This is a genomic window from Paenibacillus sp. FSL W8-0187, from assembly GCF_037969755.1.
GTDB lineage: Bacteria > Bacillota > Bacilli > Paenibacillales > Paenibacillaceae > Paenibacillus_AQ.
In genome coordinates, this window is record NZ_CP150206.1 from 2,566,860 (window position 1) to 2,589,407 (window position 22,548).

Genomic DNA, 22,548 nt, shown 5'->3' on the forward strand with positions numbered 1-22,548 from the left:
GTTAGTGATATTTAGGAACATCATCGGATGGGTCGGATTTTCCTTTTTGCCCATCGATCACTTGAAACGGGTACTGTTTACGTTTTGCAGTTGGACTGCTCTTCCGTACGGTGCTGTTTTTTGCCGCTAACTTTGCTGCCGTTCGCTTAGAAGGCTTCACCTTGGGCCGCTTGTTCAAACGGCGAGGCGGAAACTTGTAGAGCACATACACGACAGCAACAATAATGAGTGGAATCAAAATATTCAGTCTTGAACCAGGGTCTAACAGGAGTACCAGTAGCCCTATGGCGGCTAACGTGATCGCCGTCCAAAAAATGATCGCATGCCTTCTCATGGATTATCACCCTTTCGCGGGATCCAGCACACTTCCTGTCACAGATTGGTGAACTGTAACATTCTCGTATTGAGCATCTAACTCACGCATTCTGTTAAAGGATGCGATGGATACTTCAACTTGATCATCATTAGGTTCCTTCGTCGTTAGAAGCTGCAGCCACAGACCGGGATAACCGAGGAAACGGAGTACCGGCATGTCTCGCATGGCATTGGTAAGTTTCAGGAACTCAAAGGAAACGCCAAGCACGACCGGAAGAAGCGCGATTCTTTGAATGACCCGTTGCGTCATGGTATCCCATGGCACCACCGAGTAGACAACAACGCCGAGAACAATGGTCAGCATCATGAAGCTGCTGCCGCAGCGATAATGCAGTCGTGTATATTTCTGAACATTCTTCACCGTCAACTCTTCGCCAGCTTCAAATGCGCTGATGACTTTATGTTCAGCACCGTGGTACTGGAACAGTCTTTTAATGACAGGTGTTTGGGAGATCGCCCATAAATATACAAGGAGCAGTATTAATTTAATTACGCCTTCAATCAGGTTATGCACAATATAGTGATCAAATGTATTGCCAAAAAAGAAATCCTCTACAAAAACAGGAACGAGTGTAAACAGCAGCTTGCCGAATACAAAGGAAAGCACACTGACGGCGGCCACACCGATAATCATGCTTAAACTCCAGCCAGAGTCTTCTTTCTCTTTCTGTTTCTCACGTTCTTCCGGCTCCAGGGTATCGTCAGCATATGCATCCGCAGAGTAATTCAAATGTTTGGAACCCTTAATTGTAGAATCTATGAGACTGACGATGCCGCGAAGAAGCGGAATCTTCCGCAGCTTCCGAACCCATGTCTTGTCTTCGCGAGGCACCTCGAGAAACTTGATTTCGTTATTTTTACGCCGTACGGCCGTCACATTCACATGCTTTCCGCCGAACATAACGCCTTCGATTACAGCTTGGCCTCCATAGCTGATCGGGGTTGACTTATCGGACAACCAGTTCACCCTCCCTGACATGTTTTTCGTTCTATGAACTATTGTATCGAATTTTGAAAGTAATTTCTAGTTGGATTAGCCGTAAGGGAAGCGGAGCATACTACTTTCAGAGAAGAACGGGGTAAGAGCAATAGTTCGATGACTTAGAGAGGAGAATCATTAGATGCATGAACATCGATTTCGACAGCAGAACCAAGTCACCAATCCATTTGTGTTTGCCCTGGAGCTGGGCTATTACGCAGGTCTGATTTGGGGGGGCGTGGTCTGGATATTTTACTGGTTAAAATTCACGAAAGTGCTGCCGGGCTTTTTGCTGGAGCCATTCTTCAAGCATGAGTTCCTAAAGACGACTGCCGGACAAATCGCCGGTTGGCTGTCCTTTATCGCGTTTTCCGTCATCGCTTCCCTCATCTATGTCACCTTGTTCAGGAAGCTGAAGGGCCCGTGGCCCGGTATTGCTTACGGAATCATATGGTGGGCGGTGCTGTTCGTCGCGCTCAATCCATGGCTTCGGCTGACGGACCCGGTGAAGAAGCTGTCGTGGGATACAAACATCTCAGAGGTTTGTATTTTTATATTATGGGGACTATTTATCGGTTATACGATTGCGCAGGAATTCACCGATGAGAAACTGCGCGAACCGAAGAAGGTGACAGGCTAAGCAATAAAAACTTCTCAACCCTATGCCGCCTATGGTAAAATAGCTTTTGGTTATTTGACGAAAAGGTGGGAAGCCCTATGAAATCCATATGGGTGATAAACGGACCGAACTTAAACCTGCTCGGCTTCCGTGAACCGGGCATTTATGGTTCACTCAGCTTGCAGGCGATCGAAGATAATTTGCGTAAACAGGCGGATCTCGCCGGTATCGGTATTACCTTCTATCAGTCTAATCATGAGGGTGCTATCATCGACCGTATTCATGAAGCTATTGGACAGGCGGACGGCATACTACTTAACCCGGGAGCACTGACCCACTACAGCTACGCTGTACGTGATGCCATCAGTTCTGCCCGTATTCCGACAGTGGAAGTTCATCTATCGAACATTCATGCCAGGGAGGAATTTCGTCATACCTCCGTCATCGCACCTGTTGCTGTCGGACAAATCGCGGGTTTTGGCGCAGCGAGTTACACACTGGGCTTGTCGGCCCTTTTGCAAGTCCTGAACGACCCAGAAGGATAGCTTGGGAAATGGGTGAGAGGAGAGGTTAGAATGAGTAACAAACGAGTGGTTAAACTGCGCGAGAAACTTCAAGGCAAAGGCGTAACGGCTATGCTGGTTGCAAGCCCGATTAACCGCAGATATTTGACAGGCTTTACTGGGTCTGCCGGCTATGTGCTGATCACACGGGATAATGCCTATCTCTTGACGGATTTCCGCTATATGACTCAAGCTCCACAGCAAGCCGTCGGCTTTCAAGTGGTTGAGCATGGACCGAAAGTTATGGAGACGGTCAAGGATTTGCTATCTTCCGAGGGGATTACATCGCTTGGATTTGAACAGGACCATGTTACATACGGCGTATTTTCCACCTATTCGGAACAGCTCGCGCCAATTAGCCTGGTGCCGGTTTCGGGTCTTGTAGAGGATTTGCGGATATTCAAGGATGAGGAAGAATTGAGCATTATGCAGCGGGCTGCCGATTTGGCTGATCAAACGTTCAGCCATGTGCTGACCATTCTGGCTCCCGGCAAAACGGAGCGGGAAATCGATCTGGAGATGGAAATGTTCATGCGCAAGCATGGCGCCACAGCGTCTTCCTTTGATACCATTGTCGCTTCCGGTGAGCGTTCGGCTCTTCCGCACGGCGTTGCCAGCGAGCGTGTCATTCAAGGGAACGAATTCGTTACGTTTGATTTCGGTGCGCTGCTTGACGGATACTGCTCTGATCTCACAAGAACCGTTGCGCTCGGAAGTCCTGATCCTAAACTGAAGGAGATTTATGATATCGTGCTGGAAGCACAGCTTCATGCACTGGATCATATTAAACCTGGTATGACAGGACGCGAGGCAGACGCCTTAACTCGTGATATTATTACCCGTTATGGATACGGGGAATATTTTGGCCACAGCACGGGGCATGGTTTGGGTATGGAGGTTCATGAATCTCCGAGACTGTCCAAGCTGAGTGATGATGTGCTGAAGCCGGGTATGGTGGTAACGGTGGAGCCGGGCATTTACTTGCCTGGGCTTGGCGGTGTCCGAATTGAAGATGATATCGTCATTACGGAATCGGGTATTCATATACTAACAAGCTCGTCCAAAGACTACACTGTGCTATAAAAGGCTGTTCAAAAAGATAGCTTTTTGAATTTGTACTTTAGGAAAATGATGTACTATATTAATTAGACCGCATCCTTAGGAGGGAATCTTAGTGATTTCAGTTAACGATTTTAAAACAGGTTTGACCGTAGAAGTAGATGGCGATATATTCACCGTTTTGGATTTTCAGCACGTAAAGCCCGGTAAAGGCGCAGCTTTCGTACGTTCCAAATTGAAAAACCTTCGCAACGGCAACACCGTAGAAAAGACGTTCCGTGCAGGTGAAACGATTGGCCGCGCGATCATCGACAATCGTGGTGTACAGTATCTTTACGCCAGCGGTCAAGAGCATGTATTCATGGATAACGAAACTTACGATCAGTTCAGCTTGACTAGCGAGCAGCTGGAATGGGAACTGAACTTCCTGAGAGAGAACATGAATGTAAACATCATCAGCTACCAAGGGGAAATCCTCGGGATCAACCTGCCTAACAGCGTGGAGCTGAAAGTTGTTGAAACCGAGCCGGGAATCAAAGGCAACACGGCTACGGGCGCAACGAAGAGTGCGAAAGTGGAAACCGGCCTGAATGTACAAGTTCCGCTGTTCATTAATGAAGACGATGTGCTTCTGATCGATACACGCGAAGGTAAATACATCTCCCGTGCATAGCAGGCTTTAAACGGGACCCTTCAACGATTGACGGGGTGCCAATATCTTCTAAACAACGAGACTCCTGTACGTATGTACGGGAGTCTTTTTTGTGATGGGCGAAAGTCGATGCGGTAAGCCCGAGTTCTTTTTGCCTTGAAAAGCCTTGACGGGATGACTTACTTTCGTATTATACTGTTTTAAAGTGAGAAACCACCTGAATGCTGTTACATACTGATATTAGTGGGGAGTGAAAGAAGCATTGTCACTGTACGTCATGAAATTCGGAGGCAGCTCTGTAGGGGATACAGAACGTATGAAGCGTGTTGCCAGAAGAATTGTAGAGAAACAAGATGAAGGTCATCAATGTGTAGTCGTGGTGTCTGCTATGGGGGATACGACAGACGATTTGATTGACCAGGCAAAGCTGTTGAACGAGAATCCGCCGGCGCGGGAAATGGATATGCTGATGACCACGGGAGAACAGATATCCATATCGCTGCTATCCATGGCCATTCACGGTCTCGGACGCAAGGCAAAGTCTTTTACCGGCTGGCAGGCGGGGTTCCGAACGGAAGCGGTCCATGGCAAAGCCCGCATTACGGATATTATGCCAGAGCGCGTGTTTAAAGCGCTTGACGAAGGGAATGTCGTCATTGTAGCGGGATTCCAGGGAATGTCTGAGGACGGAGAGATTACAACGTTTGGACGCGGGGGATCAGATACCACGGCGGTTGCTCTAGCGGCTGCCATCCAAGCGGATGTATGCGAAATATATACAGATGTGGACGGAATTTACTCCACGGATCCGCGGGTTGTTAAATGTGCGCGGAAGTTGAAGGAGATTTCCTATGACGAGATGCTGGAGTTAGCCAATCTTGGAGCAGCTGTTCTTCACCCGCGTGCGGTTGAGTATGCGAAGCATAATCAAGTCAAGCTTGTCGTCAGATCCAGCTTTAATCATAACGAGGGTACAGTTGTTAAGGAGGAAACAAGCATGGAACAAGGTGTGGTTGTCAGCGGAATTGCATTTGACAAGAATGTGGTAAGAATTAGTATTCTGGGCGTTTCCGATACGCCAGGCGTTTTGGCTCAAGTGTTCGGAGAACTTGCAAAAGAAGCGATTGATGTTGATATTATCGTACAGAGCGGTGTGCAGAACGGCGAAGCAGACTTTTCCTTTACCGTTTCCTTGGCCGATCGGGAGCGTGCGTTGTCAGTTATTGAACAAATCCGGAGCAAAACTCCGTATCGTGACGTTACCTCGGAAGACCATCTGGTGAAAGTATCGATTGTTGGCGCTGGCATGGTCAGTCACCCGGGTGTGGCCGCGCAAATGTTTGATGTAATCTCCCGGCAGGGGGTCAGCATCAAAATGGTCAGCACGTCCGAAATCAAAGTATCCTGCGTCATTGAAGGAACCAATCTGGAAGGTGTCGTACAGGCGCTTCATACCGCGTACGGATTGGATACGGATCAGCAGGCTTCCGTTGGCGGACCGCAGGTTCGGCGATAGCCTGTTTTTATGTAATCATTTCTGCAATCATATCGATATTAAATAGAGTAATCCCGGTCCATAGCGGCCGGGATTTTTTGCGTTGTCCGAAAGATTCAAAGTTCGCTTCTATGAAATTGAAAAAAAATAGAGATAAAACGAGAGTACCTCGCATATTTTTAAACATCACACATGTGAACAAGGAATAAGGAGGATATATAGCATGCTGGACAAGTTTGTCGCTAGTATGGCCACGCTTCGTTTTTTCTCTGGCAGTCTCGAGATTGTGGCGGCCATCATCATGCTGCGTCTGAACCAAGTTGACAAAGCGCTGGCTGTGAATTCGGCCCTGGCTTTCATGGGCCCGCTGGTACTGATTCTGACAACAACGATTGGCCTTGTGGGAATGGCAGATAAATTGTCGTGGGGGAAGATCGGCTGGATTTTGTGCGGCGTCTCCTGTCTCTTATACGGCGTTCTAAAAAAATGATAGATTCGCTGCATATTTTTCAGGTACAAGCATACACATGGGATATGAAGTTCTCTTATTAGAAGATGATCAAAAAGGACAACCTGGGGGAAATTGATATGACATTGAATTGGTTAGACCTGTTTCCCGAAACCGTAAAACGAATGCTGCTGAGCCTGTCGAATGAGCTTCTCAATCATGTAGAGGAGGTACGTATCCGGGAGGAACGTCCGCTGGAAATTAATTCGGCGGGCAAGCATCATTTTCTGGACCGGCGGGGCGGGCTTACACTGCGGCCTGATGAAGCGTATAAGCCGACGCGTGAAGATACCCATCGGTTGCTGGATCTAATCAGTAACCATTCCCTCTACACCATGGAAGAGGAATTGCGAAAAGGGTTTATCACGATACCTGGGGGGCATCGGGTCGGGCTCACCGGCCGGACGGTGCTCAGCGGGGGTAAGGTTGAACACATTCGGGATATTAGTGGATTTAATGTCCGGATTGCCAAGGAGGTTCAGGGAGCGGCGGATGACATCATCCCGCATTTACTTGACCGGAAACGGAAAAGGGTGATGCACTCGCTGATCTTATCCCCGCCTCAGCAGGGCAAAACAACGCTGCTCAGGGATCTGGCGAGGCAGATCAGTTACGGCAAGTGGGGGAATTCGGCCGTGCATTGGCCGGGAATGAAGGTAGGCATCATCGACGAACGTTCTGAAATCGCCGGTTGTTTGCGCGGAGTCCCTGGATTCGACGTAGGTCCGCGTACGGATGTGCTGGATGGTTGTCCGAAAGCTGAAGGGATGATGATGATGATCCGTTCAATGTCCCCGGATGTGCTGATTGTGGACGAGATCGGACGGCCTGAGGATGCGGAAGCTGTCATTGAAGCCTTGCATGCAGGAATTAGCGTGATTGCAACGGCACATGGCTCATCCATACAAGATATGCGGGGGCGACCGGCACTCGCCGGTCTTTTGGAGAACCGAATGTTTGAAATGTATGCCGTTCTCAGTAGAACAAGCGACCAAAGATCATACAAGCTGTATGACGGAGGTCAGCGAACGCTTCAGACGGCTGCAGTCGGTCCGCCGGGCGGTGATGCCTATGCTTAAATTGGTCGGGGCTGTGCTTGTGCTGGGAGCAGGAACTTTAGCCGGATTTTTTCAGGCCCAGCAATTCGCAGCAAGACCCAGGCAGCTGCGAGAACTTATTCTCGCGCTTCAACGGCTGGAAACGGAGATCAGCTACGGTTTGACGCCGCTACCCGATGCGCTGGAGCGAATTGGCGATTCCCTTCGTGAACCGCTCAGATCCTTATTTGCCTCAGCCGCGCTTTACATGAGACCCGATTATGGGTTATCCGCACAGGACAGCATCCGCAAGGCACTGGGCGAATACTGGAAGCGAACATCAATGAAAAGTGCCGAGCGTGAGGTGTTGGAGCAGCTAAGCGGCGTTCTTGGCACCAGTGACAGGCAGGACCAGATCAAACATATCGCTCTGGCCGTGGGACAGCTCAAGCATGAAGAAGCAGCGGCAAGGGATGACCAGGTCAAATATGAAAAGATGAGCAAAAGTCTGGGACTGCTCATTGGAGCATTGATCGTCATTTTGATCTTTTAGCGAGGTGCCAAGGGAAATGAACATTGAAGTGAACGCCATCTTCCAGATTGCCGGTATCGGGATCATCATTGCCATGATTCATACCGTCCTGAAACAGATGGGGAAAGAGGATATGGCACATTGGGTAACCCTGATCGGGTTTGTGGTTGTGCTGTTTATGGTAGTCAGATTGCTCGACGATTTGCTTAAGGAAATCAAAAGTATTTTTCTATTCCAGTAGGTGGACTTATATGGAAATTATCCAGGTGGTAGGACTGGGCATCATCGCTACCGTGCTGATCTTGGTTGTCAAGGAACAGAAGCCGCTCTTTGCCTTTCTTCTGGCAGTGGCAACCTCACTTCTCATCTTCCTGTTCCTGATCGGGAAGATTGGAAATGTCTTATCCATGCTGGAAGATTTGGCGGAGAACTCCGGTGTCCAGATCATTTATCTGAAGACCGTTCTGAAAATCATCGGTATTGCCTATATTGCGGAGATGGGGGCCCAGATCGTACGAGATGCCGGACAGGAATCGATCGCATCCAAAATAGAACTGGCGGGAAAAGTGCTCATATTGGTGCTCGCTGTACCGATTATCGGGATCATCATCGAGACGGTCCTGAAGCTCCTCCCGGCTTGAAAAAGGTGGGGGGACATGGTTACAGGAGTTATACTTCGAAATGGCTTGGCTGTGTTTCGTCTACTGATCCTGATGTTGTTTATGTCCGGATTGTTCTGCGGAACAATAAGTGCGACCGCCGCGGCAAATCCGGCCGATGAGTGGGTAGAGCAGCAGACGCAGCAGCTGCCGACAGACCAGGTCGAGAAATACTGGGACCGGCTCATGAAGGATTACGGCGGTTTCTTCCCGGATGGAAAGACGCCGTCCCTGATGGATATGCTGCTGCCGGGCGGCGATGGTCTTAGCTTCAAAGGGGTTATGTCCGGAATCGGAAAGTATTTGTGGCACGAGGTGCTTTATAACGGCAAGCTGCTGGCGACCATTGTGATGCTGAGCATCATGAGTCTGATCCTTGAGAATCTGCAGACGGCCTTCGAAAAAAGCACCGTGAGCCGGGTTGCCTATACCATCTGTTACATGGTTGTCCTGGTCATTGCCGTTAACAGCTTCAGCATCGCGATTGGATATGCCCGGGACGCCATTACCCAAATGATCGATTTCATGATGGCGATGCTTCCCTTGCTCTTTGCACTGATGGCTTCGATGGGCAATGTCGTGACTGTCTCGGTGGCTCATCCGCTAGTCATCTTCATGGTACATACGGTAGGTACGCTGATCAGCACGATTGTGTTCCCGCTTCTGTTCTTCTCGGCTCTGCTGCATCTGGTTAGTTCGCTATCCGAAAAGTACAAGCTGACCCAGCTGGGCAACCTGCTGCGAGGAGTTTCAATGGGCGTTCTGGGCGTGCTGCTTACCGTGTTTCTGGGGGTTATCTCCGTCCAAGGACTTACCAGCTCGGTTACGGACGGTGTGACGATCCGGGCAGCCAAATATGTAACCGGCAATTTCGTTCCGGTAGTCGGCAAGATGTTCGCAGATGCAACGGATACCGTGATCTCGGCCTCATTACTCGTCAAGAATTCCATCGGGCTGGCAGGGGTCATCATTATTTTGTTCCTTTGCGCATTCCCTGCGATCAAGATCTTGACGCTTGCCTTGATATATAACGTCGCAGCGGCCGTCATGCAGCCGCTCGGAGACACCCCGATCGGCACCTGCCTGCAGACGATCGGAAAGACGATGCTGTATGTTTTTACAGCTTTGGCCGCAGTCAGTATGATGTTCTTCCTGGCCATCACGATTCTGCTCACGGCAGGCAACATTACCGTCATGATGAGGTGAGGCAGAATATAGCGGCGGCTAATCTTTAGGAGGAATGACGAATGGACTGGCTTGGAGGTTGGTTGAAAAGCGTCATCATGGTAGTTCTCTTTGCAGCCTTCGTTGATTTGATACTTCCCGGCAAAGCGCTTGAACGATACGCCAGATTAGTCCTGAGCCTGTTGATTCTGCTTACGCTGCTTAGCCCGATTATCACATTGATAACGGATCCCCCTGAGAATCAACTGGCGATGGAGCTGGAGCGGCAGGAGAAAGGTCTGCCGGATGAGGTTCAGCTGGAGCATATTCTGGCACAGGCCGAGAAGCTGAAGGAAACGCAGCAGAGTCAAAGCCTTCAGTGGGCAGGCAACGAATTGGCCCAGGTGATGAAAGAAGAGATTGCGGCAGAAACGGGGGAAGCGGTTCAGGAGGTCAAGGTGGTACTAGCTGCAGTTGCTAGACAGGACAAGGGATATGCAGGCGCTACGATACGATCTGTTGATGTAAGACTGGTTGGAGGTGAATCGGAGAATGCAGAGGTAGAGAACAGCGATGATAAGCAACCCATCGGCATAGAACCTGTGGATTCCGTTCAGGTGAATGTTGAATCCATGCAATTGGAACGGGATGGGAAGGCTGCGGCGAAAGCGAATGCAGAAGCAGTGAGCAAGGCCGAGGAAGCAAGAGCAGAGCCGGTTCGGAAATACATTAGCCGTCGGTGGGATTTGGAGCCGGATCTGATTACGATCTATATGCCAGGGCAGGAGCAGGATAAGAAGCTGTAGCGGAGGTGAGTATGATGGGAAATTGGTTGAAGCGGTTGGAACAATGGCTGGGCGGAGGTGCTGGCGGAGCAAGAAAAATGCAAACCTTCAGGTGGTTGATCATTCTTGGTCTGATCGGCGTTGCGATTATGCTGTTCAACTCCTTCGTCAATGTGAAGAAGCTGGATCATGAGAATATCGGTCGCGAGCCGCCGCCGGAGACGGCTGCGGTCTCAACGACCCAAGGCGGGACTTCAACCAGCGGCAGGGGTGAGTTTGAAAGTATCGAGCAGGATTTTGAAATGCGCACTAAAACCATGCTGGAACAGATTGTTGGGGTTGGGTCCGTCGATGTCATGGTGACTGTGGAATCTACAGAGGAATTGGTCGTTCAGCGTGACATGAAAGATACACAGGAACTGACGGAGGAAACCGATGCTAACGGAGGTAAGCGCCATGTCACAAGTTATCAGCGTGATGGCCAGATTGTCACTTATGAATCTTCCGGAGAAGAAACGCCGATCGTCACCAAGAAGATCAAACCTCAAGTCCGGGGGGTGCTCGTCGTAGCCAAGGGAGCCGAGAATGATGTTGTTAAGAGCTTGATCGTGGATGCGATCCAGCGAGGCCTCAATGTCCCGTCTTATCGTATATCCGTTGTCCCGCGTAAACAGGAATAACCGCAGCCTCTCGAATGATCCGATCATTCGTGCCAAGGTTTTCATTCAAAGGAGGAAACGTTCAAATGAATAACAAAAGACAAACCATATGGTTAGTATCCATGCTCAGTTTGATGGTCATCCTGTCAGCCTACTACTTATTCACCGACGATTCGGGAACGAAAGCGCCGCCGGTTGCCGAGAGCACGCAAGTGGACGGTCAGAAGCCAGGTGCCGGACAAGAAGCAAACGGAACCGCAGGCACTGGCGACGAACTGGTTGTGAACGAAGTGCTTGAAGAAGGTACTGACGGTGATTCCGGTGCCAATGAGCAAGGAACTGCAACAGGCGATACAGGTGCGGCCGGTACAGAAGACTCTGCAGAAGCAACACAGGGTGAGCAAGGGGATCAAGGAAAAGCAAGCGGCGAAGCCGGTAAAACGGAAGAGCCGGAAGTGAAGGAATCCCAAGAGGGTGCCGGGAATTCCAAAGACGCTAGCAGCACAGACAAAGAGGGCGCCAAGGACTCCAAAGACACAAGCAGCACTAGCAACGGTAAGAAATCGGATGAAGAAGTGCTGGAGCAAGTGGCTGCCAATGCAACATCTGCAGCAGCCCAGTTGGAGTCCTATAAATTGGACCGCTCACAAAAAAATATGAAATTATACGATGAGTTAATGACAAAGATCGACAATCATGAAAACAAGCCGGAGCAAACAGCTCAAGCTACCGAGCAGCTGAAATCGGCCGAAGCGAGAGAAGAAGTGATTCTCAGCATCGAAGAAGCCCTTCAGCAGCAATACGGAAACGCCGTTGTGAAGGAAGAGAGCGAGAAGTATAACGTGGTCGTACTGAGTGAGAAACTCGATGCCAAAGGTGCAGCCGGCATCGTGAGTCTTGTGATGAAGGAACTGAAGGTTTCGCCGGATAAAGTAACCGTTCAATATGTTGCGCCATAAGCTTGTCCGCAGATTTCAACATAAATCACGGATATATTATAAAACCGAAAGAGTCTAAGGATTGCCTTGGGCTCTTTCTATTTCGCTCGATTGTGATATAATACTCTAAGCTATTGACTGACTGTCCTAAGCAAGGGCTTCCAAGAAAGTGAAGGAGTGAACGTCGATAATGTTTAAATTAAACGAAATCAAGGAACTTATTAAGCTGGTGGATCAAACATCCGTGCATGAGCTGGAAATTGAGAGCGAAGGTACACGCTTATCCATTAAGAAACCCAATGCAGCCGAGGTGGTTAACAACTATCAGGCGGCGCCGCAAGCGTTCCTACCGGCACAGCAAGTGATGGCACCACAAATCGTACAGCCGAATACGGGGAATCAAGCACCTGCAGCTGCACCACAGCAGGATTCCGTGGAGGATGGCAACAGCTCATTACATAAAATCGTATCACCGATGGTAGGAACTTTTTATCGTTCCCCATCGCCTGAGGCTGGGCCATTTGTCAGCCCCGGGGACAAGGTGACTGATAAATCAACGGTCTGCATCATTGAGGCCATGAAGCTGATGAATGAACTGGAAGCAGAGATCAAAGGCGAAATCGTAGAGGTTCTCGCACAGAACGGTCAACTTGTAGAATTCGGGCAGCCTCTGTTTCTGGTGAAACCGGAGTAATATGGAGGGACTCGCCAAGAACGAGAGTCGCAAGAGTCCGAAGGAGGTTACTGCATGACATTTCAAAAAGTGCTAATCGCAAACCGGGGAGAGATTGCCGTTCGTATCATCCGGGCTTGCCGGGAACTTGGCATCGCAACGGTGGCCGTATATTCGGAGCCGGACCGGGAATCCCTGCATGTTCGCTTGGCGGATGAGGCCTATTGCATCGGCCCTACGTTATCGAAAGACAGCTATTTGAATTTTACCAATATCATGAGCGTTGCTACACTGACCGAGTGTGACGCCATTCATCCCGGGTATGGCTTTTTGGCCGAGAACGCGGATTTCGCGGAGATTTGTGAATCCTGCAACATTACCTTTATCGGTCCTTCCGCTGATGCGATCAACCGTATGGGAGATAAGGCTGTTGCGAAGCAGACGATGAGGGATGCAGGTGTTCCGGTTATTCCGGGATCCGACGGATTGGTCGAGGATTTAAATGAGGCCGTTATGCTTGCCCGGGATATCGGATATCCAGTCATTATCAAGGCTACTGCAGGTGGCGGAGGTAAAGGAATTCGGATCGCCGAGGATGAAGAATCGCTGGTTAAACAGATTACAAACGCACAGCAGGAAGCCCAGAAGGCCTTCGGCAATGCAGGCGTCTATCTGGAAAAATATTTGACTGGCATGAAGCATGTAGAGATTCAAATTATCGCCGACAAACATGGCAACGCCGTGCATCTCGGGGAGCGTGACTGTTCTGTGCAGCGCCGGAGACAAAAGCTTGTTGAGGAAGCTCCTTGTCCGGTGCTAAGTGAAGAGGTACGCAGCCGGATGGGCGAAGCCGCCGTTCGGGCCGCAAAGGCCGTTAACTATTCCGGTGCAGGTACGCTTGAATTTTTGCTCGGCCAAGACGGTCAGTTCTACTTCATGGAGATGAACACGCGGATTCAGGTGGAGCATCCGGTGACCGAGATGGTGACCGGGGTTGATCTGATTCAGGAAATGATCTCCGTTGCCGAGGGCAACACGCTTTCTTTCACGCAAGAGGAAGTAGTTATTAATGGCTGGTCCATCGAATGTCGGATTAATGCCGAGAATCCGGACAAGAACTTTATGCCTGCGCCTGGAACCATTCAGTTCTATTTGCCTCCAGGAGGTCCTGGCGTGCGGGTAGACAGTGCGGCATATCCCGGTTATACCATTTCGCCTTATTATGATTCGATGATTGCCAAGCTGATTGTATGGGCGCCGACCCGCGATGAAGCCATCGCGAAGATGAGCCGCGCACTGGCTGAATTCGAGATTGAAGGGATCTATTCAACGATCCCGTTCCACCAGAAATTGCTCAAGCATCCTACCTTCTTGAAGGGTGACTTCGATATTAAATTTTTGGAAGAAAATGAGATTTGAAACCTTTGGCCAAGTTTGTCATAAACTTGGCCAAATGGTATAGTATGAGTAATAAGAGCGCATGCCTTAAGCAGTTGGGGTGCATCCGCTAACTTATTCCGAAAGGTGTGTTGAGACAATGGCGGAAACTTTGCCTACAGAATTTGAACGTACAGATATTGGTGAAATTCAGATCGCTCCGGAAGTTATTGAAGTCATAGCTGGACTTGCTACGGTAGAAGTACGTGGGGTTGCAGGGATGAGCGGAGGCTTTGCAGGCGGCATTGCCGAGCTGCTCGGACGCAAGAATTTATCCAAGGGTGTTAAAGTGGAAGTTGGACAACGGGAAGCTGCTGTTGACGTATCCGTTATCGTGGAGTATGGTCATCGTCTTCCTGAAGTAGCCGGAGAAATCCAGCGCAACGTGAAACGTTCGATTGAGAATATGACAGGGCTTACGGTGATTGAAGTCAATGTACATATTCATGATGTCCATTTCATGAAATCCGTAGAGAAGACGGAAGAATTGGATCTGGCTCAACGCGTGAAATAAGAATACTTTCAGGCTAGCCCTGGGCAGCGATGTCGAGGGTTTAATCTAATTTTAAGGAGGCTGTGCTAAATCGTGGCCAAATTAATGGACAGACTTTTGCTGTTTATCTACAGCTTAAGTATCGGTGTCATATCCGTAGTTGCCATCCTCCTGTTGAGTGGCGCTGTTCCGTATGAATTAACAAGCGTTCAGGAACAACGCCTTTTCTGGGCTGGAATTATCGTAGCTGCGGTTCTGTTTTTGCTGAGCATCCGTTTCTTCTACATCTCCGTAAGGCGCGATCGCTCGAACCTGAATTCCATCGATCAGCGCACGGAGTTTGGTGACATTCAAATCTCTGTGGAGACGATCGAGAATCTCTGTCTCAAGGCGGCTTCTCGCGTCCGTGGAGTCAAGGATTTGAAATCCCGGATCAAGGTATCCCAATCGGGTCTTGATATTGCGATACGCGCCGTGGTCGATGGTGAGGAATCGATTCCTACACTGACAACGGAAGTACAGAAGCAGGTGCACGACTTTGTTGAAGATACAACAGGAATACCCGTGTCATCCGTATCCGTATATATTGCTAACGTGGTTCAGGCACCAAGCTTCAAGAGCCGCGTGGAATAGAGGTGAGCTTCCCCAATGCCTTGGAAAGAAATATGGGAGAGTCACAGAGGAAGAATTGCCGGGGTGACCGGCGGGCTTGTGTGCGGACTGATTTACTTATTATCCGGTTTTTGGGATATGCTGTTCTTTGCATTAGTGGTATTTATCGGCTATATATTTGGCAAGCGCAAGGATCTGAAGCAGGGCTCCGTATTCCACTTTCAGGAATGGGGACGATGGCTTTCCGAGCGCTGGCGGCCGTTTAAATGAACCCTGTGATATGCTTTCTCCGGAAAAAATGCTGAGGACAGGTGTAGTGCGCCTTTTTTGCGGAGAGAGATATTCACAGGTTTTTTTTGGCCTTTTAATTGTTGTCAAGTCTTGACGGCAAATGGATCATACTAATTAGAAAAATGGATTCAGCAGGGTCCACAGGAGGAACAAAATGAAAAGACGTGTAGTAAGAGAGATTGTCGTTCAAAGCCTTTACCAGATGGAGATGAACGAAGTCGACAGTGTGGAAGCCGTGTCGATGCTGCTCTCGGAAGCGGCCGAAGAAAATGAGACCGAGCGGGTCATCGGCGACGAAGTTCAAGTGAAGGAGTATGTGCTGCAATTGGTCAATGGAACCTGGGAATCCAAGGATTCAATTGATGAACTGCTCGCTCATTATTTAAAAGGCTGGCAGGTAAGCCGTCTTTCCCGTGTGGATCGTCAAATCCTGCGTTTGGCTGTATATGAACTGACATCCCGTGAAGATGTGCCTGGCAAGGTAGCTGTTAATGAAGCGATTGAGTTGTCCAAGCATTTCGGAACCGAGGAGTCAGGGAAATTCGTCAACGGCGTACTGGGCCGGATGATTCAGGAGCTGGATCAAGTCAAGGCGAAGCTGCGTCAGTCTTAATCTGTACGCTTAAGCTCAGCTTGAAACGATATCATTCCATCATATTGGAGGAGAGATTAGGATGACAGCAGCAACGATAATTAGCGGAAAACAGATTTCTGAAGAAATTCGCAAGGGGATTGCGTTAGAAGTAGAACAATTGTCCAAGCAGAATGTACGTCCTGGTTTGGCTGTTGTACTTGTAGGGGATGATCCGGCTTCGCATGTTTACGTTCGTAACAAGGAGAAAGCATGTCAGGATCTAGGTTTTTATTCCGAGGTGCATCGTCTTTCCGCGGAATCCAGCCAGGAAGAAGTGCTGGCGCTCGTGGACAAGCTCAACGCCCAGGAATCCATTCACGGAATTTTGGTCCAGCTCCCTTTGCCCAAGCACATCCATGAGAAGGCCGTCATTGATGCGATTGCAGTGGAAAAGGACGTTGACGGTTTCCATCCGGTTAATGTGGGTAACCTCGTGATAGGCGACGACAGTCTGCTGCCATGCACACCTGCCGGCGTGATTGAAATGATCAAGCGGACAGGCATTGAGATTGCAGGCAAGCATGCTGTTGTAATCGGGAGATCCAATATCGTTGGCAAACCGGTATCCCTTCTCCTCCAGCGCGAGAACGCCACTGTTACGATGTGTCACTCCAGAACGGGGAATATGGCTGAAATCGCTCGTCAAGCGGATATCCTGGTTGTAGCGATCGGCAGAGCGAATATGATTGATGCCAGTTACGTGAAGCCTGGCGCGGTCGTGATCGATGTCGGCATGAACCGTTTGGAGAACGGAAAGCTTGCCGGGGACGTTGACTTTGAGAGCGTGAAGGAAGTGTCAGGTCCGATTACTCCGGTTCCCGGAGGGGTGGGACCCATGACCATTACGATGCTCATGCAGAATACCTTGATAGCCGCCAAAAGGCTGAATGGGTTGAACTGATATGAAGTCGGCAGATCCAGGACGAGTATTATCCGTTAAAGATTTAAACCGTTATATCCGCATGAAAATGGAAGGCGACTCCAGGCTCTCTGACGTATGGATCCGCGGTGAAATTTCGAATTTCACCCATCATTCCAGCGGACATATGTACTTTACCTTAAAGGATGAAGGCAGCCGGATTCGTGCGATCATGTTTGCGACTCATAACCAGAGGCTCCCTTTTATACCGAAGGAAGGCTCTCGCGTTATTGCCAGGGGTAATGTGTCGGTATATGAACGGGATGGTCAGTACCAATTCTATGCGGTTCAAATGCAGCCTGACGGGATCGGCAGTTTGTACCTTGCTTATGAACAGCTGAAGTCGAAGCTTGAGGAAGAGGGTTTGTTTGCAGCCGAGCGCAAGCGGCCTTTGCCGCGTTATCCTAAGACGATTGGTGTTATTACCTCGCCAACGGGTGCCGCTGTTCGGGATATTATGATTACGATCCGGAGACGGTACCCTCAGGCAAGAGCGATATTGTATCCGGTGCTGGTTCAAGGCAAAGGGGCTGCTCCTTCAATCGTGAAGGCTATTCGAACGATGAATGACATGGCTGAGGCCGATGTGCTCATCGTTGGGCGCGGCGGCGGATCACTCGAAGAACTGTGGGCATTTAATGAGGAGATCGTTGCAAGAGCTATTTATCAATCCAATATTCCTGTTATTTCCGCCGTTGGACACGAAACCGATTTTACGATTGCCGATTTTGTAGCGGATTTACGAGCCGCTACGCCAACGGCCGCCGCGGAACTCGCGGTACCGAGCAGTGCGGAACTGAGGGGACAGCTTGTACAAAGACAGCGCCAGCTAAACCAGGGACTTCAGCAGCGTCTTAAGCGAAGTCGTGACCGTTTAGTTTCGCTCCAGCGTTCCCCGGTTCTGGTTCATCCTCGCCGGTATATGCTGCAGCATGCCGAACGGTTGGACATGCTGTCCCAGCGGCTGCAGGGCAACCTGAAATCCCAGCTGTCCCTGGTCCGCCAACGGCAAAAATCACTGCATCAGGGATTAATCCGGTATAATCCGCGAACCCAAGCGGAGTTCGCGGCGAGAAGAAAAGATCAGGTGAGCCGGCAGTTAATGAACGCGATGCAGTCGATCATGAAATCCAAGATGTCGCAGTTGCAAACCGAAATGCGGCATCTCGATGCGCTCAGTCCGCTGAAAATTATGTCCAGAGGATATAGTCTCGTGTATGACGAGCAAGAGCAAAAGCTTGTCAAATCCATCGAAGATGTTCAGTTAGGCGATTTGGTTAACGTGAGGGTCAGCGATGGACAACTGCAGTGTCAAGTGTGGGGAATGAAGGAGGATGAAGAGAATGGCGAATGAAACATTGGAGATCAGTTTTGAAGAAGCGATGGCTCAGCTCGAGACGATTGTAGAGCAATTGGAAGATGGAGACGTGCCGCTGGAAAAAGCCATCGATTTGTTTCAACAGGGCATGAAGCTGTCGCAGATGTGCAGCAAAAAGCTGGAGCAGGTGGAGCAAAAAATCGAAATGATCGTAGAAGAAGGCGGAGAACTGAAGCGTAAGCCTTTTGGTGGATCGCTTGATGAGACAGGTGAACTAGGTGAATAACAGACTTCCGATTCATCAATATATGAATGATATTTGGGACAGACTGGATAGCGAGCTTACCAATCTTTTTCCGCCGGGTTGGAAAGTTCCTGAAACCCTTCGCCAGTCCATGTCGTATTCTTTAATGGCAGGCGGAAAGCGAATGCGTCCCCTTCTTGTCATTGCTGCATGCGAGGCGGGAGGCGGCAACCGTGACGCAGCCCTTCCGGTCGCTTGCGCCGTTGAGATGGTTCATACATATTCCCTTATACATGATGATCTGCCAGCGATGGATGATGATGATTATCGCCGCGGCAAGCCAACAAATCATAAGGTTTTTGGCGAAGCAAGCGCTATTTTGGCTGGTGATGCCTTGCTGACACATGCTTTTTACAGCGTAATCCAGGCTTCCAGAAAGCATGGAATTCCGGCTGAGCGTGTGCTGTCGATTGTGGAGGATCTTGCAGAGTATGCAGGTCCGCGGGGAATGGTAGGCGGGCAGGTTGCCGATATGGAGGGTGAACAAGGGATAACGACGCTAGAGCAGCTTGAGTATATCCACCTGCACAAGACGAGTGATCTGATCATGTTCTCGCTGATGGCAGGCGGGCATCTTGCCGGGTGTTCGGAGTCCCAGATTGAATCCTTGCGAACTTTTGGGCATCATATCGGCCTTGCTTTTCAGATTCAAGATGATATCCTGGATCTGGTCGGGGATGAGTCCAAGCTTGGGAAGCCGGTGCAAAGCGATGTGAAACAGGAGAAAGTAACGTATCCGTACTTCATCGGTTTGGACGCATCCAGGCGTGAAGTTGAGCGCCTGACAGCAGAAGCGAAGCGGGTCATTTCTGAAGGGAATTTCAATGATCCCTCCAGATTGCTGGAGATTGCAGATTTTTTGATGGCGCGGGACCACTAAGCACGCTTTACATGCAAACGGTTTTTTTATGATATAATGTCTGTTAATGGCTGAATTCATATCAGCTAAAGAAACGTAAACTTAATCAAGGAAAGCGGGGAGATTCTTCGTGCTTCTTCCAAATATCAAGCATCCCGAACAAATTAAACATCTATCGGTGGACGAACTCGAGGATTTAGCAGGACAAATCCGTCATTTTCTAATCGAAAAGCTGTCCGTTACCGGTGGCCATCTTGCACCGAATCTGGGAGTGGTTGAACTCACGCTGGCCTTGCACTATTGCTTTGACAGCCCTCGTGACAAGATGATTTTTGACGTGGGCCATCAAGCCTATGTACACAAGATCTTGACCGGACGGATGGATAAATTTGATACGCTCCGTAAATACAAAGGCTTGTGCGGCTTCGTAAAGCGTTCTGAAAGCGAGCATGATGTCTGGGAAGCCGGACACAGCAGCACCTCGCTGTCTGCTGCAATGGGTATGGCGATGGCGCGCGATCTGAAAGGTGACAACAACCGGGTTATCGCCATGATCGGTGACGGTGCCCTTACCGGCGGCATGGCGTTTGAAGCGCTCAACCATATTGGCCACGAGCAGAAAAAGCTGATGGTTATCCTGAATGACAATGAAATGTCGATTGCACCGAATGTGGGTGCCATGCACAATTACCTAAGCAAGATCCGTTCCGATCGTTATTATCTTCGTGCCAAGGACGAAGTGGAAATGCTCCTGAAGAAAATTCCTGCCATCGGCGGCAAACTCGCCAAAACGGCAGAGAAGATGAAGGACAGCCTTAAATATATGATGGTTCCCGGCGTTTTATTCGAGGAACTCGGACTTACCTATCTGGGCCCTGTAGACGGACATGATCTAAACAAACTGATCGATACGTTAAAGCAGGCCGACAATGTGGACGGACCCGTTCTGATTCATGCCGTCACAACCAAAGGCAAGGGATACCGGCCGGCTGAATCCGATTCTCATAAATGGCATGGAATCACGCCTTATAAGATTGAATCCGGCCAAGTTCTTAAAGCGGTAGGAAATCCGATGTATACGGAAGTATTCGGACAGACGCTGGTTGAGCTGGGGGAACAGGACAATCGGATCGTGGCCGTCACGCCGGCGATGCCGGGAGGCTCCGGTTTGATCCCGTTCAGCAAGAAATTCCCTGACCGTATGATCGATGTAGGGATTGCCGAACAGCACGCCGCGACCTTGTGCGCAGCATTGGCAATGGAAGGCATGAAACCTGTATTTGCGGTGTATTCCACGTTTATGCAGCGTGCGTACGACCAAATCGTGCATGATATTTGCCGCCATAACGCCAACGTGATGTTTGCGATTGACCGTGCCGGCTTTGTTGGTGCAGATGGCGAGACTCACCAAGGGGTATACGACGTAGCCTTCATGCGCCATATCCCGAATATCGTCATTATGATGCCAAAAGACGAGAACGAGCTTCGTCATATGATGAAAACAGCACTCGATTATAATGAAGGACCTATCGCATATCGTTACCCTCGGAACAATGTGCGCGGCGTTCCAATGGACACCGAACTGGTACCGATTCCTATCGGAACTTGGGAAGTCGTTCGTCCTGGTGAAGGATACGCCATTCTGGCAGCGGGTCCTATGGTTCAATTGGCTGAAGAAGCGGCGGAGCAGCTCAAACGGGAAGGAATTACGGTACAAGTCGTAAACGCCCGTTTCCTTAAACCGCTGGATGGAGGTATGCTGCGGAATCTGGCCGAGACGGGGACGTCCATGCTGGTTCTGGAGGAAGCTTCGCAAGCGGGTAGTATGGGCAGCGCGGTTTTAGAGTTTTTTGCGGAGCAGGGAATCCATGATGCGGTTGTATCTTTAATGGGGATCGAAGACCGGTTTATCGAGCATGGAAGCATACCGCAGCAGCGTGAAGAAGTAGGGCTGACATTGGATTCGGTTTGTCAGGAGATCCGGAGCTTGAAGAATGCTCGGACAGCCGTACTCGGCAAGAGAAGTTTTATGTCTTAGTAACCATCAGGAGTATAATATGGATTCATCTCAGAAAGAACGAATTGATGTCCTGCTCGTGGAGCAGGGATATTATGAGAGTCGCGAAAAAGCCAAAGCCGCGATTATGGCGGGTCTGGTCTATGCCGGAACCGAGCGGATCGAGAAAGCCGGCATGAAAATTCCAAGGACGTCCGAACTGAAAGTCAAAGGCTCGGTTCATCCCTATGTCAGCCGTGGCGGATTAAAGCTTGAGAAGGCGATTCGTTCATTCGATATCGATATGAAGGGGCGTACGATGCTGGATATCGGCTCTTCGACTGGCGGCTTTACGGATTGCGCGCTCCAGCACGGAGCAAGTTATGTATACGCAATCGACGTCGGTTATAACCAGTTGGATTGGTCGCTTCGTAACGATGAACGCGTTTGTGTCATGGAGCGAACCAATTTTCGCTATATGATGCCGGACGACCTGAATGGCCCTCAGCCGGATTTTGCCAGCATTGATGTTTCGTTTATATCCCTTCGCATTATTTTGCCGCCTCTGAAAATGCTCCTGGGTAAACCGGGAGATGTGGCTGCTCTGATCAAACCTCAATTTGAGGCAGGTCGGGAAAAGGTTGGTAAGTCCGGCGTGGTTCGGGATCCGAAGGTTCACAGGGAAGTCCTAACGCAAGTGCTGACTTTTGCAGATGAAATTGGGTTCAAATTAAAGAATCTTACGTTCTCTCCGATTACGGGAGGGGAAGGCAATATAGAATTCCTGGCCCACTGGCGATTAGAGCCGGAGGATTCTGAAAGCTCGGAAGAACCGACTCAGGGAGATGGACAAGAATCTGTCCATTTGAGTCAATGGATTGATACCGTCGTAACACAAGCGGCTCATACATTCACAGGAAACTCATCGAAATGATGGGTTTCTTTTGCTGAAAAAGAGGAATTGATGTTCTCATCCGCGAATACAAAA

28 protein-coding genes are annotated in these 22,548 nt (G+C 49.7%); 26 read left to right on the top strand and 2 right to left on the bottom strand.

The features are described from left to right. Position 1: 1 nt before the first annotated feature. Positions 2–334 (bottom strand): hypothetical protein, encoded by a 333-nt coding sequence (locus MKY48_RS11345; protein ID WP_339272100.1) that lies wholly within the window; start codon positions 332–334, stop codon positions 2–4. 6 nt (positions 335–340) lie between these two features. Beyond that, a complete protein-coding gene (locus MKY48_RS11350) occupies positions 341–1,333 on the bottom strand; it encodes a DUF1385 domain-containing protein (RefSeq protein WP_076320866.1) in 993 nt (330 codons plus the stop codon). 163 nt (positions 1,334–1,496) lie between these two features. On the opposite strand from MKY48_RS11350, the gene MKY48_RS11355 reads away from it, so the two are divergent. The 26 genes from MKY48_RS11355 (at position 1,497) to MKY48_RS11480 (ending at position 22,494) form a co-directional block, all read left to right on the top strand. Then, a complete protein-coding gene (locus MKY48_RS11355) occupies positions 1,497–1,994 on the top strand; it encodes a YqhR family membrane protein (RefSeq protein WP_215156068.1) in 498 nt (165 codons plus the stop codon). A gap of 77 nt (positions 1,995–2,071) precedes the next feature. Further along, positions 2,072–2,518 carry a type II 3-dehydroquinate dehydratase gene (gene aroQ, locus MKY48_RS11360; RefSeq protein WP_076320868.1) on the top strand — a complete coding sequence of 149 codons (447 nt, stop codon included), beginning with the start codon at positions 2,072–2,074 and terminating at the stop codon, positions 2,516–2,518. A 30-nt stretch (positions 2,519–2,548) separates the two neighbouring features. Beyond that, positions 2,549–3,619 carry a Xaa-Pro peptidase family protein gene (locus MKY48_RS11365; protein ID WP_339292942.1) on the top strand — a complete coding sequence of 357 codons (1,071 nt, stop codon included), beginning with the start codon at positions 2,549–2,551 and terminating at the stop codon, positions 3,617–3,619. A gap of 91 nt (positions 3,620–3,710) precedes the next feature. Further along, on the top strand, positions 3,711–4,268 hold the full coding sequence (gene efp / locus MKY48_RS11370) for an elongation factor P (RefSeq protein WP_076320870.1): 558 nt from the start codon (positions 3,711–3,713) through the stop codon (positions 4,266–4,268). A 241-nt stretch (positions 4,269–4,509) separates the two neighbouring features. After that, a complete protein-coding gene (locus MKY48_RS11375) occupies positions 4,510–5,763 on the top strand; it encodes an aspartate kinase (protein ID WP_076320871.1) in 1,254 nt (417 codons plus the stop codon). Between the two features lie 202 nt (positions 5,764–5,965). Beyond that, positions 5,966–6,232, top strand: coding sequence for a YqhV family protein (locus MKY48_RS11380; RefSeq protein ID WP_076320872.1), 267 nt, complete (start codon positions 5,966–5,968; stop codon positions 6,230–6,232). Positions 6,233–6,330: 98 nt separating this feature from the next. Continuing rightward, positions 6,331–7,329: a stage III sporulation protein AA gene (gene spoIIIAA, locus MKY48_RS11385; protein ID WP_076320873.1), complete on the top strand. Its 999-nt coding sequence runs from the start codon at positions 6,331–6,333 to the stop codon at positions 7,327–7,329. After that, positions 7,322–7,840 carry a stage III sporulation protein SpoIIIAB gene (gene spoIIIAB, locus MKY48_RS11390; protein WP_076320874.1) on the top strand — a complete coding sequence of 173 codons (519 nt, stop codon included), beginning with the start codon at positions 7,322–7,324 and terminating at the stop codon, positions 7,838–7,840. The genes spoIIIAA and spoIIIAB overlap by 8 nt, the downstream gene beginning before the upstream one ends. Before the next feature lie 16 nt (positions 7,841–7,856). Continuing rightward, positions 7,857–8,060, top strand: a complete 204-nt coding sequence (gene spoIIIAC, locus MKY48_RS11395; RefSeq protein WP_007129715.1) for a stage III sporulation protein AC — start codon at positions 7,857–7,859, stop codon at positions 8,058–8,060. A 10-nt stretch (positions 8,061–8,070) separates the two neighbouring features. Beyond that, entirely contained in the window at positions 8,071–8,460 is a 390-nt protein-coding gene (gene spoIIIAD, locus MKY48_RS11400) for a stage III sporulation protein AD (protein ID WP_071223846.1), read from the top strand. Positions 8,461–8,475: 15 nt separating this feature from the next. Then, a complete protein-coding gene (gene spoIIIAE, locus MKY48_RS11405; RefSeq protein ID WP_076320875.1) occupies positions 8,476–9,684 on the top strand; it encodes a stage III sporulation protein AE in 1,209 nt (402 codons plus the stop codon). 41 nt (positions 9,685–9,725) lie between these two features. Continuing rightward, positions 9,726–10,448 (top strand): stage III sporulation protein AF, encoded by a 723-nt coding sequence (spoIIIAF, locus tag MKY48_RS11410; protein ID WP_339272105.1) that lies wholly within the window; start codon positions 9,726–9,728, stop codon positions 10,446–10,448. 14 nt (positions 10,449–10,462) lie between these two features. After that, a complete protein-coding gene (spoIIIAG, locus tag MKY48_RS11415) occupies positions 10,463–11,107 on the top strand; it encodes a stage III sporulation protein AG (RefSeq protein ID WP_339292943.1) in 645 nt (214 codons plus the stop codon). Positions 11,108–11,172: 65 nt separating this feature from the next. Beyond that, entirely contained in the window at positions 11,173–12,045 is an 873-nt protein-coding gene (locus MKY48_RS11420) for a SpoIIIAH-like family protein (RefSeq protein ID WP_339292944.1), read from the top strand. Between the two features lie 169 nt (positions 12,046–12,214). Next, positions 12,215–12,718 carry an acetyl-CoA carboxylase biotin carboxyl carrier protein gene (accB, locus tag MKY48_RS11425; protein WP_076320879.1) on the top strand — a complete coding sequence of 168 codons (504 nt, stop codon included), beginning with the start codon at positions 12,215–12,217 and terminating at the stop codon, positions 12,716–12,718. Between the two features lie 54 nt (positions 12,719–12,772). Then, positions 12,773–14,116, top strand: a complete 1,344-nt coding sequence (gene accC, locus MKY48_RS11430; protein ID WP_339292945.1) for an acetyl-CoA carboxylase biotin carboxylase subunit — start codon at positions 12,773–12,775, stop codon at positions 14,114–14,116. A 118-nt stretch (positions 14,117–14,234) separates the two neighbouring features. Beyond that, complete coding sequence (locus tag MKY48_RS11435; protein ID WP_009591235.1) at positions 14,235–14,648, top strand: Asp23/Gls24 family envelope stress response protein; 414 nt, start codon at positions 14,235–14,237, stop codon at positions 14,646–14,648. A gap of 72 nt (positions 14,649–14,720) precedes the next feature. Next, positions 14,721–15,260, top strand: a complete 540-nt coding sequence (gene amaP / locus MKY48_RS11440) for an alkaline shock response membrane anchor protein AmaP (RefSeq protein WP_076320881.1) — start codon at positions 14,721–14,723, stop codon at positions 15,258–15,260. Positions 15,261–15,275: 15 nt separating this feature from the next. After that, entirely contained in the window at positions 15,276–15,509 is a 234-nt protein-coding gene (locus MKY48_RS11445; protein WP_076320882.1) for a DUF2273 domain-containing protein, read from the top strand. A 175-nt stretch (positions 15,510–15,684) separates the two neighbouring features. Further along, entirely contained in the window at positions 15,685–16,143 is a 459-nt protein-coding gene (nusB, locus tag MKY48_RS11450) for a transcription antitermination factor NusB (protein ID WP_076320883.1), read from the top strand. Positions 16,144–16,204: 61 nt separating this feature from the next. Then, positions 16,205–17,065 carry a bifunctional methylenetetrahydrofolate dehydrogenase/methenyltetrahydrofolate cyclohydrolase FolD gene (gene folD / locus MKY48_RS11455; RefSeq protein ID WP_076320884.1) on the top strand — a complete coding sequence of 287 codons (861 nt, stop codon included), beginning with the start codon at positions 16,205–16,207 and terminating at the stop codon, positions 17,063–17,065. Position 17,066: 1 nt separating this feature from the next. Next, entirely contained in the window at positions 17,067–18,437 is a 1,371-nt protein-coding gene (gene xseA / locus MKY48_RS11460) for an exodeoxyribonuclease VII large subunit (protein WP_339272108.1), read from the top strand. After that, positions 18,427–18,687 (top strand): exodeoxyribonuclease VII small subunit, encoded by a 261-nt coding sequence (gene xseB / locus MKY48_RS11465; RefSeq protein ID WP_076320886.1) that lies wholly within the window; start codon positions 18,427–18,429, stop codon positions 18,685–18,687. The genes xseA and xseB overlap by 11 nt, the downstream gene beginning before the upstream one ends. A 22-nt stretch (positions 18,688–18,709) precedes the next feature. Further along, on the top strand, positions 18,710–19,585 hold the full coding sequence (locus MKY48_RS11470; RefSeq protein WP_179090584.1) for a polyprenyl synthetase family protein: 876 nt from the start codon (positions 18,710–18,712) through the stop codon (positions 19,583–19,585). Positions 19,586–19,694: 109 nt separating this feature from the next. Further along, positions 19,695–21,602, top strand: coding sequence for a 1-deoxy-D-xylulose-5-phosphate synthase (dxs, locus tag MKY48_RS11475; protein WP_339272109.1), 1,908 nt, complete (start codon positions 19,695–19,697; stop codon positions 21,600–21,602). A 19-nt stretch (positions 21,603–21,621) separates the two neighbouring features. Then, on the top strand, positions 21,622–22,494 hold the full coding sequence (locus MKY48_RS11480; protein ID WP_339292946.1) for a TlyA family RNA methyltransferase: 873 nt from the start codon (positions 21,622–21,624) through the stop codon (positions 22,492–22,494). The last annotated feature ends 54 nt before the right edge of the window (positions 22,495–22,548 follow it).

Excerpts from the sequence above, each read along its gene's own strand:
- MKY48_RS11345 (WP_339272100.1), bottom strand. The coding sequence starts at position 334 with ATGAGAAGGCATGCGATCATTTTTTGGACGGCGATCACGTTAGCCGCC.
- MKY48_RS11355 (WP_215156068.1), top strand. The coding sequence starts at position 1,497 with ATGCATGAACATCGATTTCGACAGCAGAACCAAGTCACCAATCCATTT.
- aroQ (WP_076320868.1), top strand. The coding sequence starts at position 2,072 with ATGAAATCCATATGGGTGATAAACGGACCGAACTTAAACCTGCTCGGC.
- MKY48_RS11365 (WP_339292942.1), top strand. The coding sequence starts at position 2,549 with ATGAGTAACAAACGAGTGGTTAAACTGCGCGAGAAACTTCAAGGCAAA.
- MKY48_RS11380 (WP_076320872.1), top strand. The coding sequence starts at position 5,966 with ATGCTGGACAAGTTTGTCGCTAGTATGGCCACGCTTCGTTTTTTCTCT.
- spoIIIAA (WP_076320873.1), top strand. The coding sequence starts at position 6,331 with ATGACATTGAATTGGTTAGACCTGTTTCCCGAAACCGTAAAACGAATG.
- spoIIIAB (WP_076320874.1), top strand. The coding sequence starts at position 7,322 with ATGCTTAAATTGGTCGGGGCTGTGCTTGTGCTGGGAGCAGGAACTTTA.
- spoIIIAC (WP_007129715.1), top strand. The coding sequence starts at position 7,857 with ATGAACATTGAAGTGAACGCCATCTTCCAGATTGCCGGTATCGGGATC.
- spoIIIAD (WP_071223846.1), top strand. The coding sequence starts at position 8,071 with ATGGAAATTATCCAGGTGGTAGGACTGGGCATCATCGCTACCGTGCTG.
- spoIIIAE (WP_076320875.1), top strand. The coding sequence starts at position 8,476 with ATGGTTACAGGAGTTATACTTCGAAATGGCTTGGCTGTGTTTCGTCTA.
- spoIIIAF (WP_339272105.1), top strand. The coding sequence starts at position 9,726 with ATGGACTGGCTTGGAGGTTGGTTGAAAAGCGTCATCATGGTAGTTCTC.
- spoIIIAG (WP_339292943.1), top strand. The coding sequence starts at position 10,463 with ATGGGAAATTGGTTGAAGCGGTTGGAACAATGGCTGGGCGGAGGTGCT.
- MKY48_RS11420 (WP_339292944.1), top strand. The coding sequence starts at position 11,173 with ATGAATAACAAAAGACAAACCATATGGTTAGTATCCATGCTCAGTTTG.
- accB (WP_076320879.1), top strand. The coding sequence starts at position 12,215 with ATGTTTAAATTAAACGAAATCAAGGAACTTATTAAGCTGGTGGATCAA.
- accC (WP_339292945.1), top strand. The coding sequence starts at position 12,773 with ATGACATTTCAAAAAGTGCTAATCGCAAACCGGGGAGAGATTGCCGTT.
- MKY48_RS11435 (WP_009591235.1), top strand. The coding sequence starts at position 14,235 with ATGGCGGAAACTTTGCCTACAGAATTTGAACGTACAGATATTGGTGAA.
- MKY48_RS11445 (WP_076320882.1), top strand. The coding sequence starts at position 15,276 with ATGCCTTGGAAAGAAATATGGGAGAGTCACAGAGGAAGAATTGCCGGG.
- nusB (WP_076320883.1), top strand. The coding sequence starts at position 15,685 with ATGAAAAGACGTGTAGTAAGAGAGATTGTCGTTCAAAGCCTTTACCAG.
- folD (WP_076320884.1), top strand. The coding sequence starts at position 16,205 with ATGACAGCAGCAACGATAATTAGCGGAAAACAGATTTCTGAAGAAATT.
- xseA (WP_339272108.1), top strand. The coding sequence starts at position 17,067 with ATGAAGTCGGCAGATCCAGGACGAGTATTATCCGTTAAAGATTTAAAC.
- xseB (WP_076320886.1), top strand. The coding sequence starts at position 18,427 with ATGGCGAATGAAACATTGGAGATCAGTTTTGAAGAAGCGATGGCTCAG.
- MKY48_RS11470 (WP_179090584.1), top strand. The coding sequence starts at position 18,710 with ATGAATGATATTTGGGACAGACTGGATAGCGAGCTTACCAATCTTTTT.
- MKY48_RS11480 (WP_339292946.1), top strand. The coding sequence starts at position 21,622 with ATGGATTCATCTCAGAAAGAACGAATTGATGTCCTGCTCGTGGAGCAG.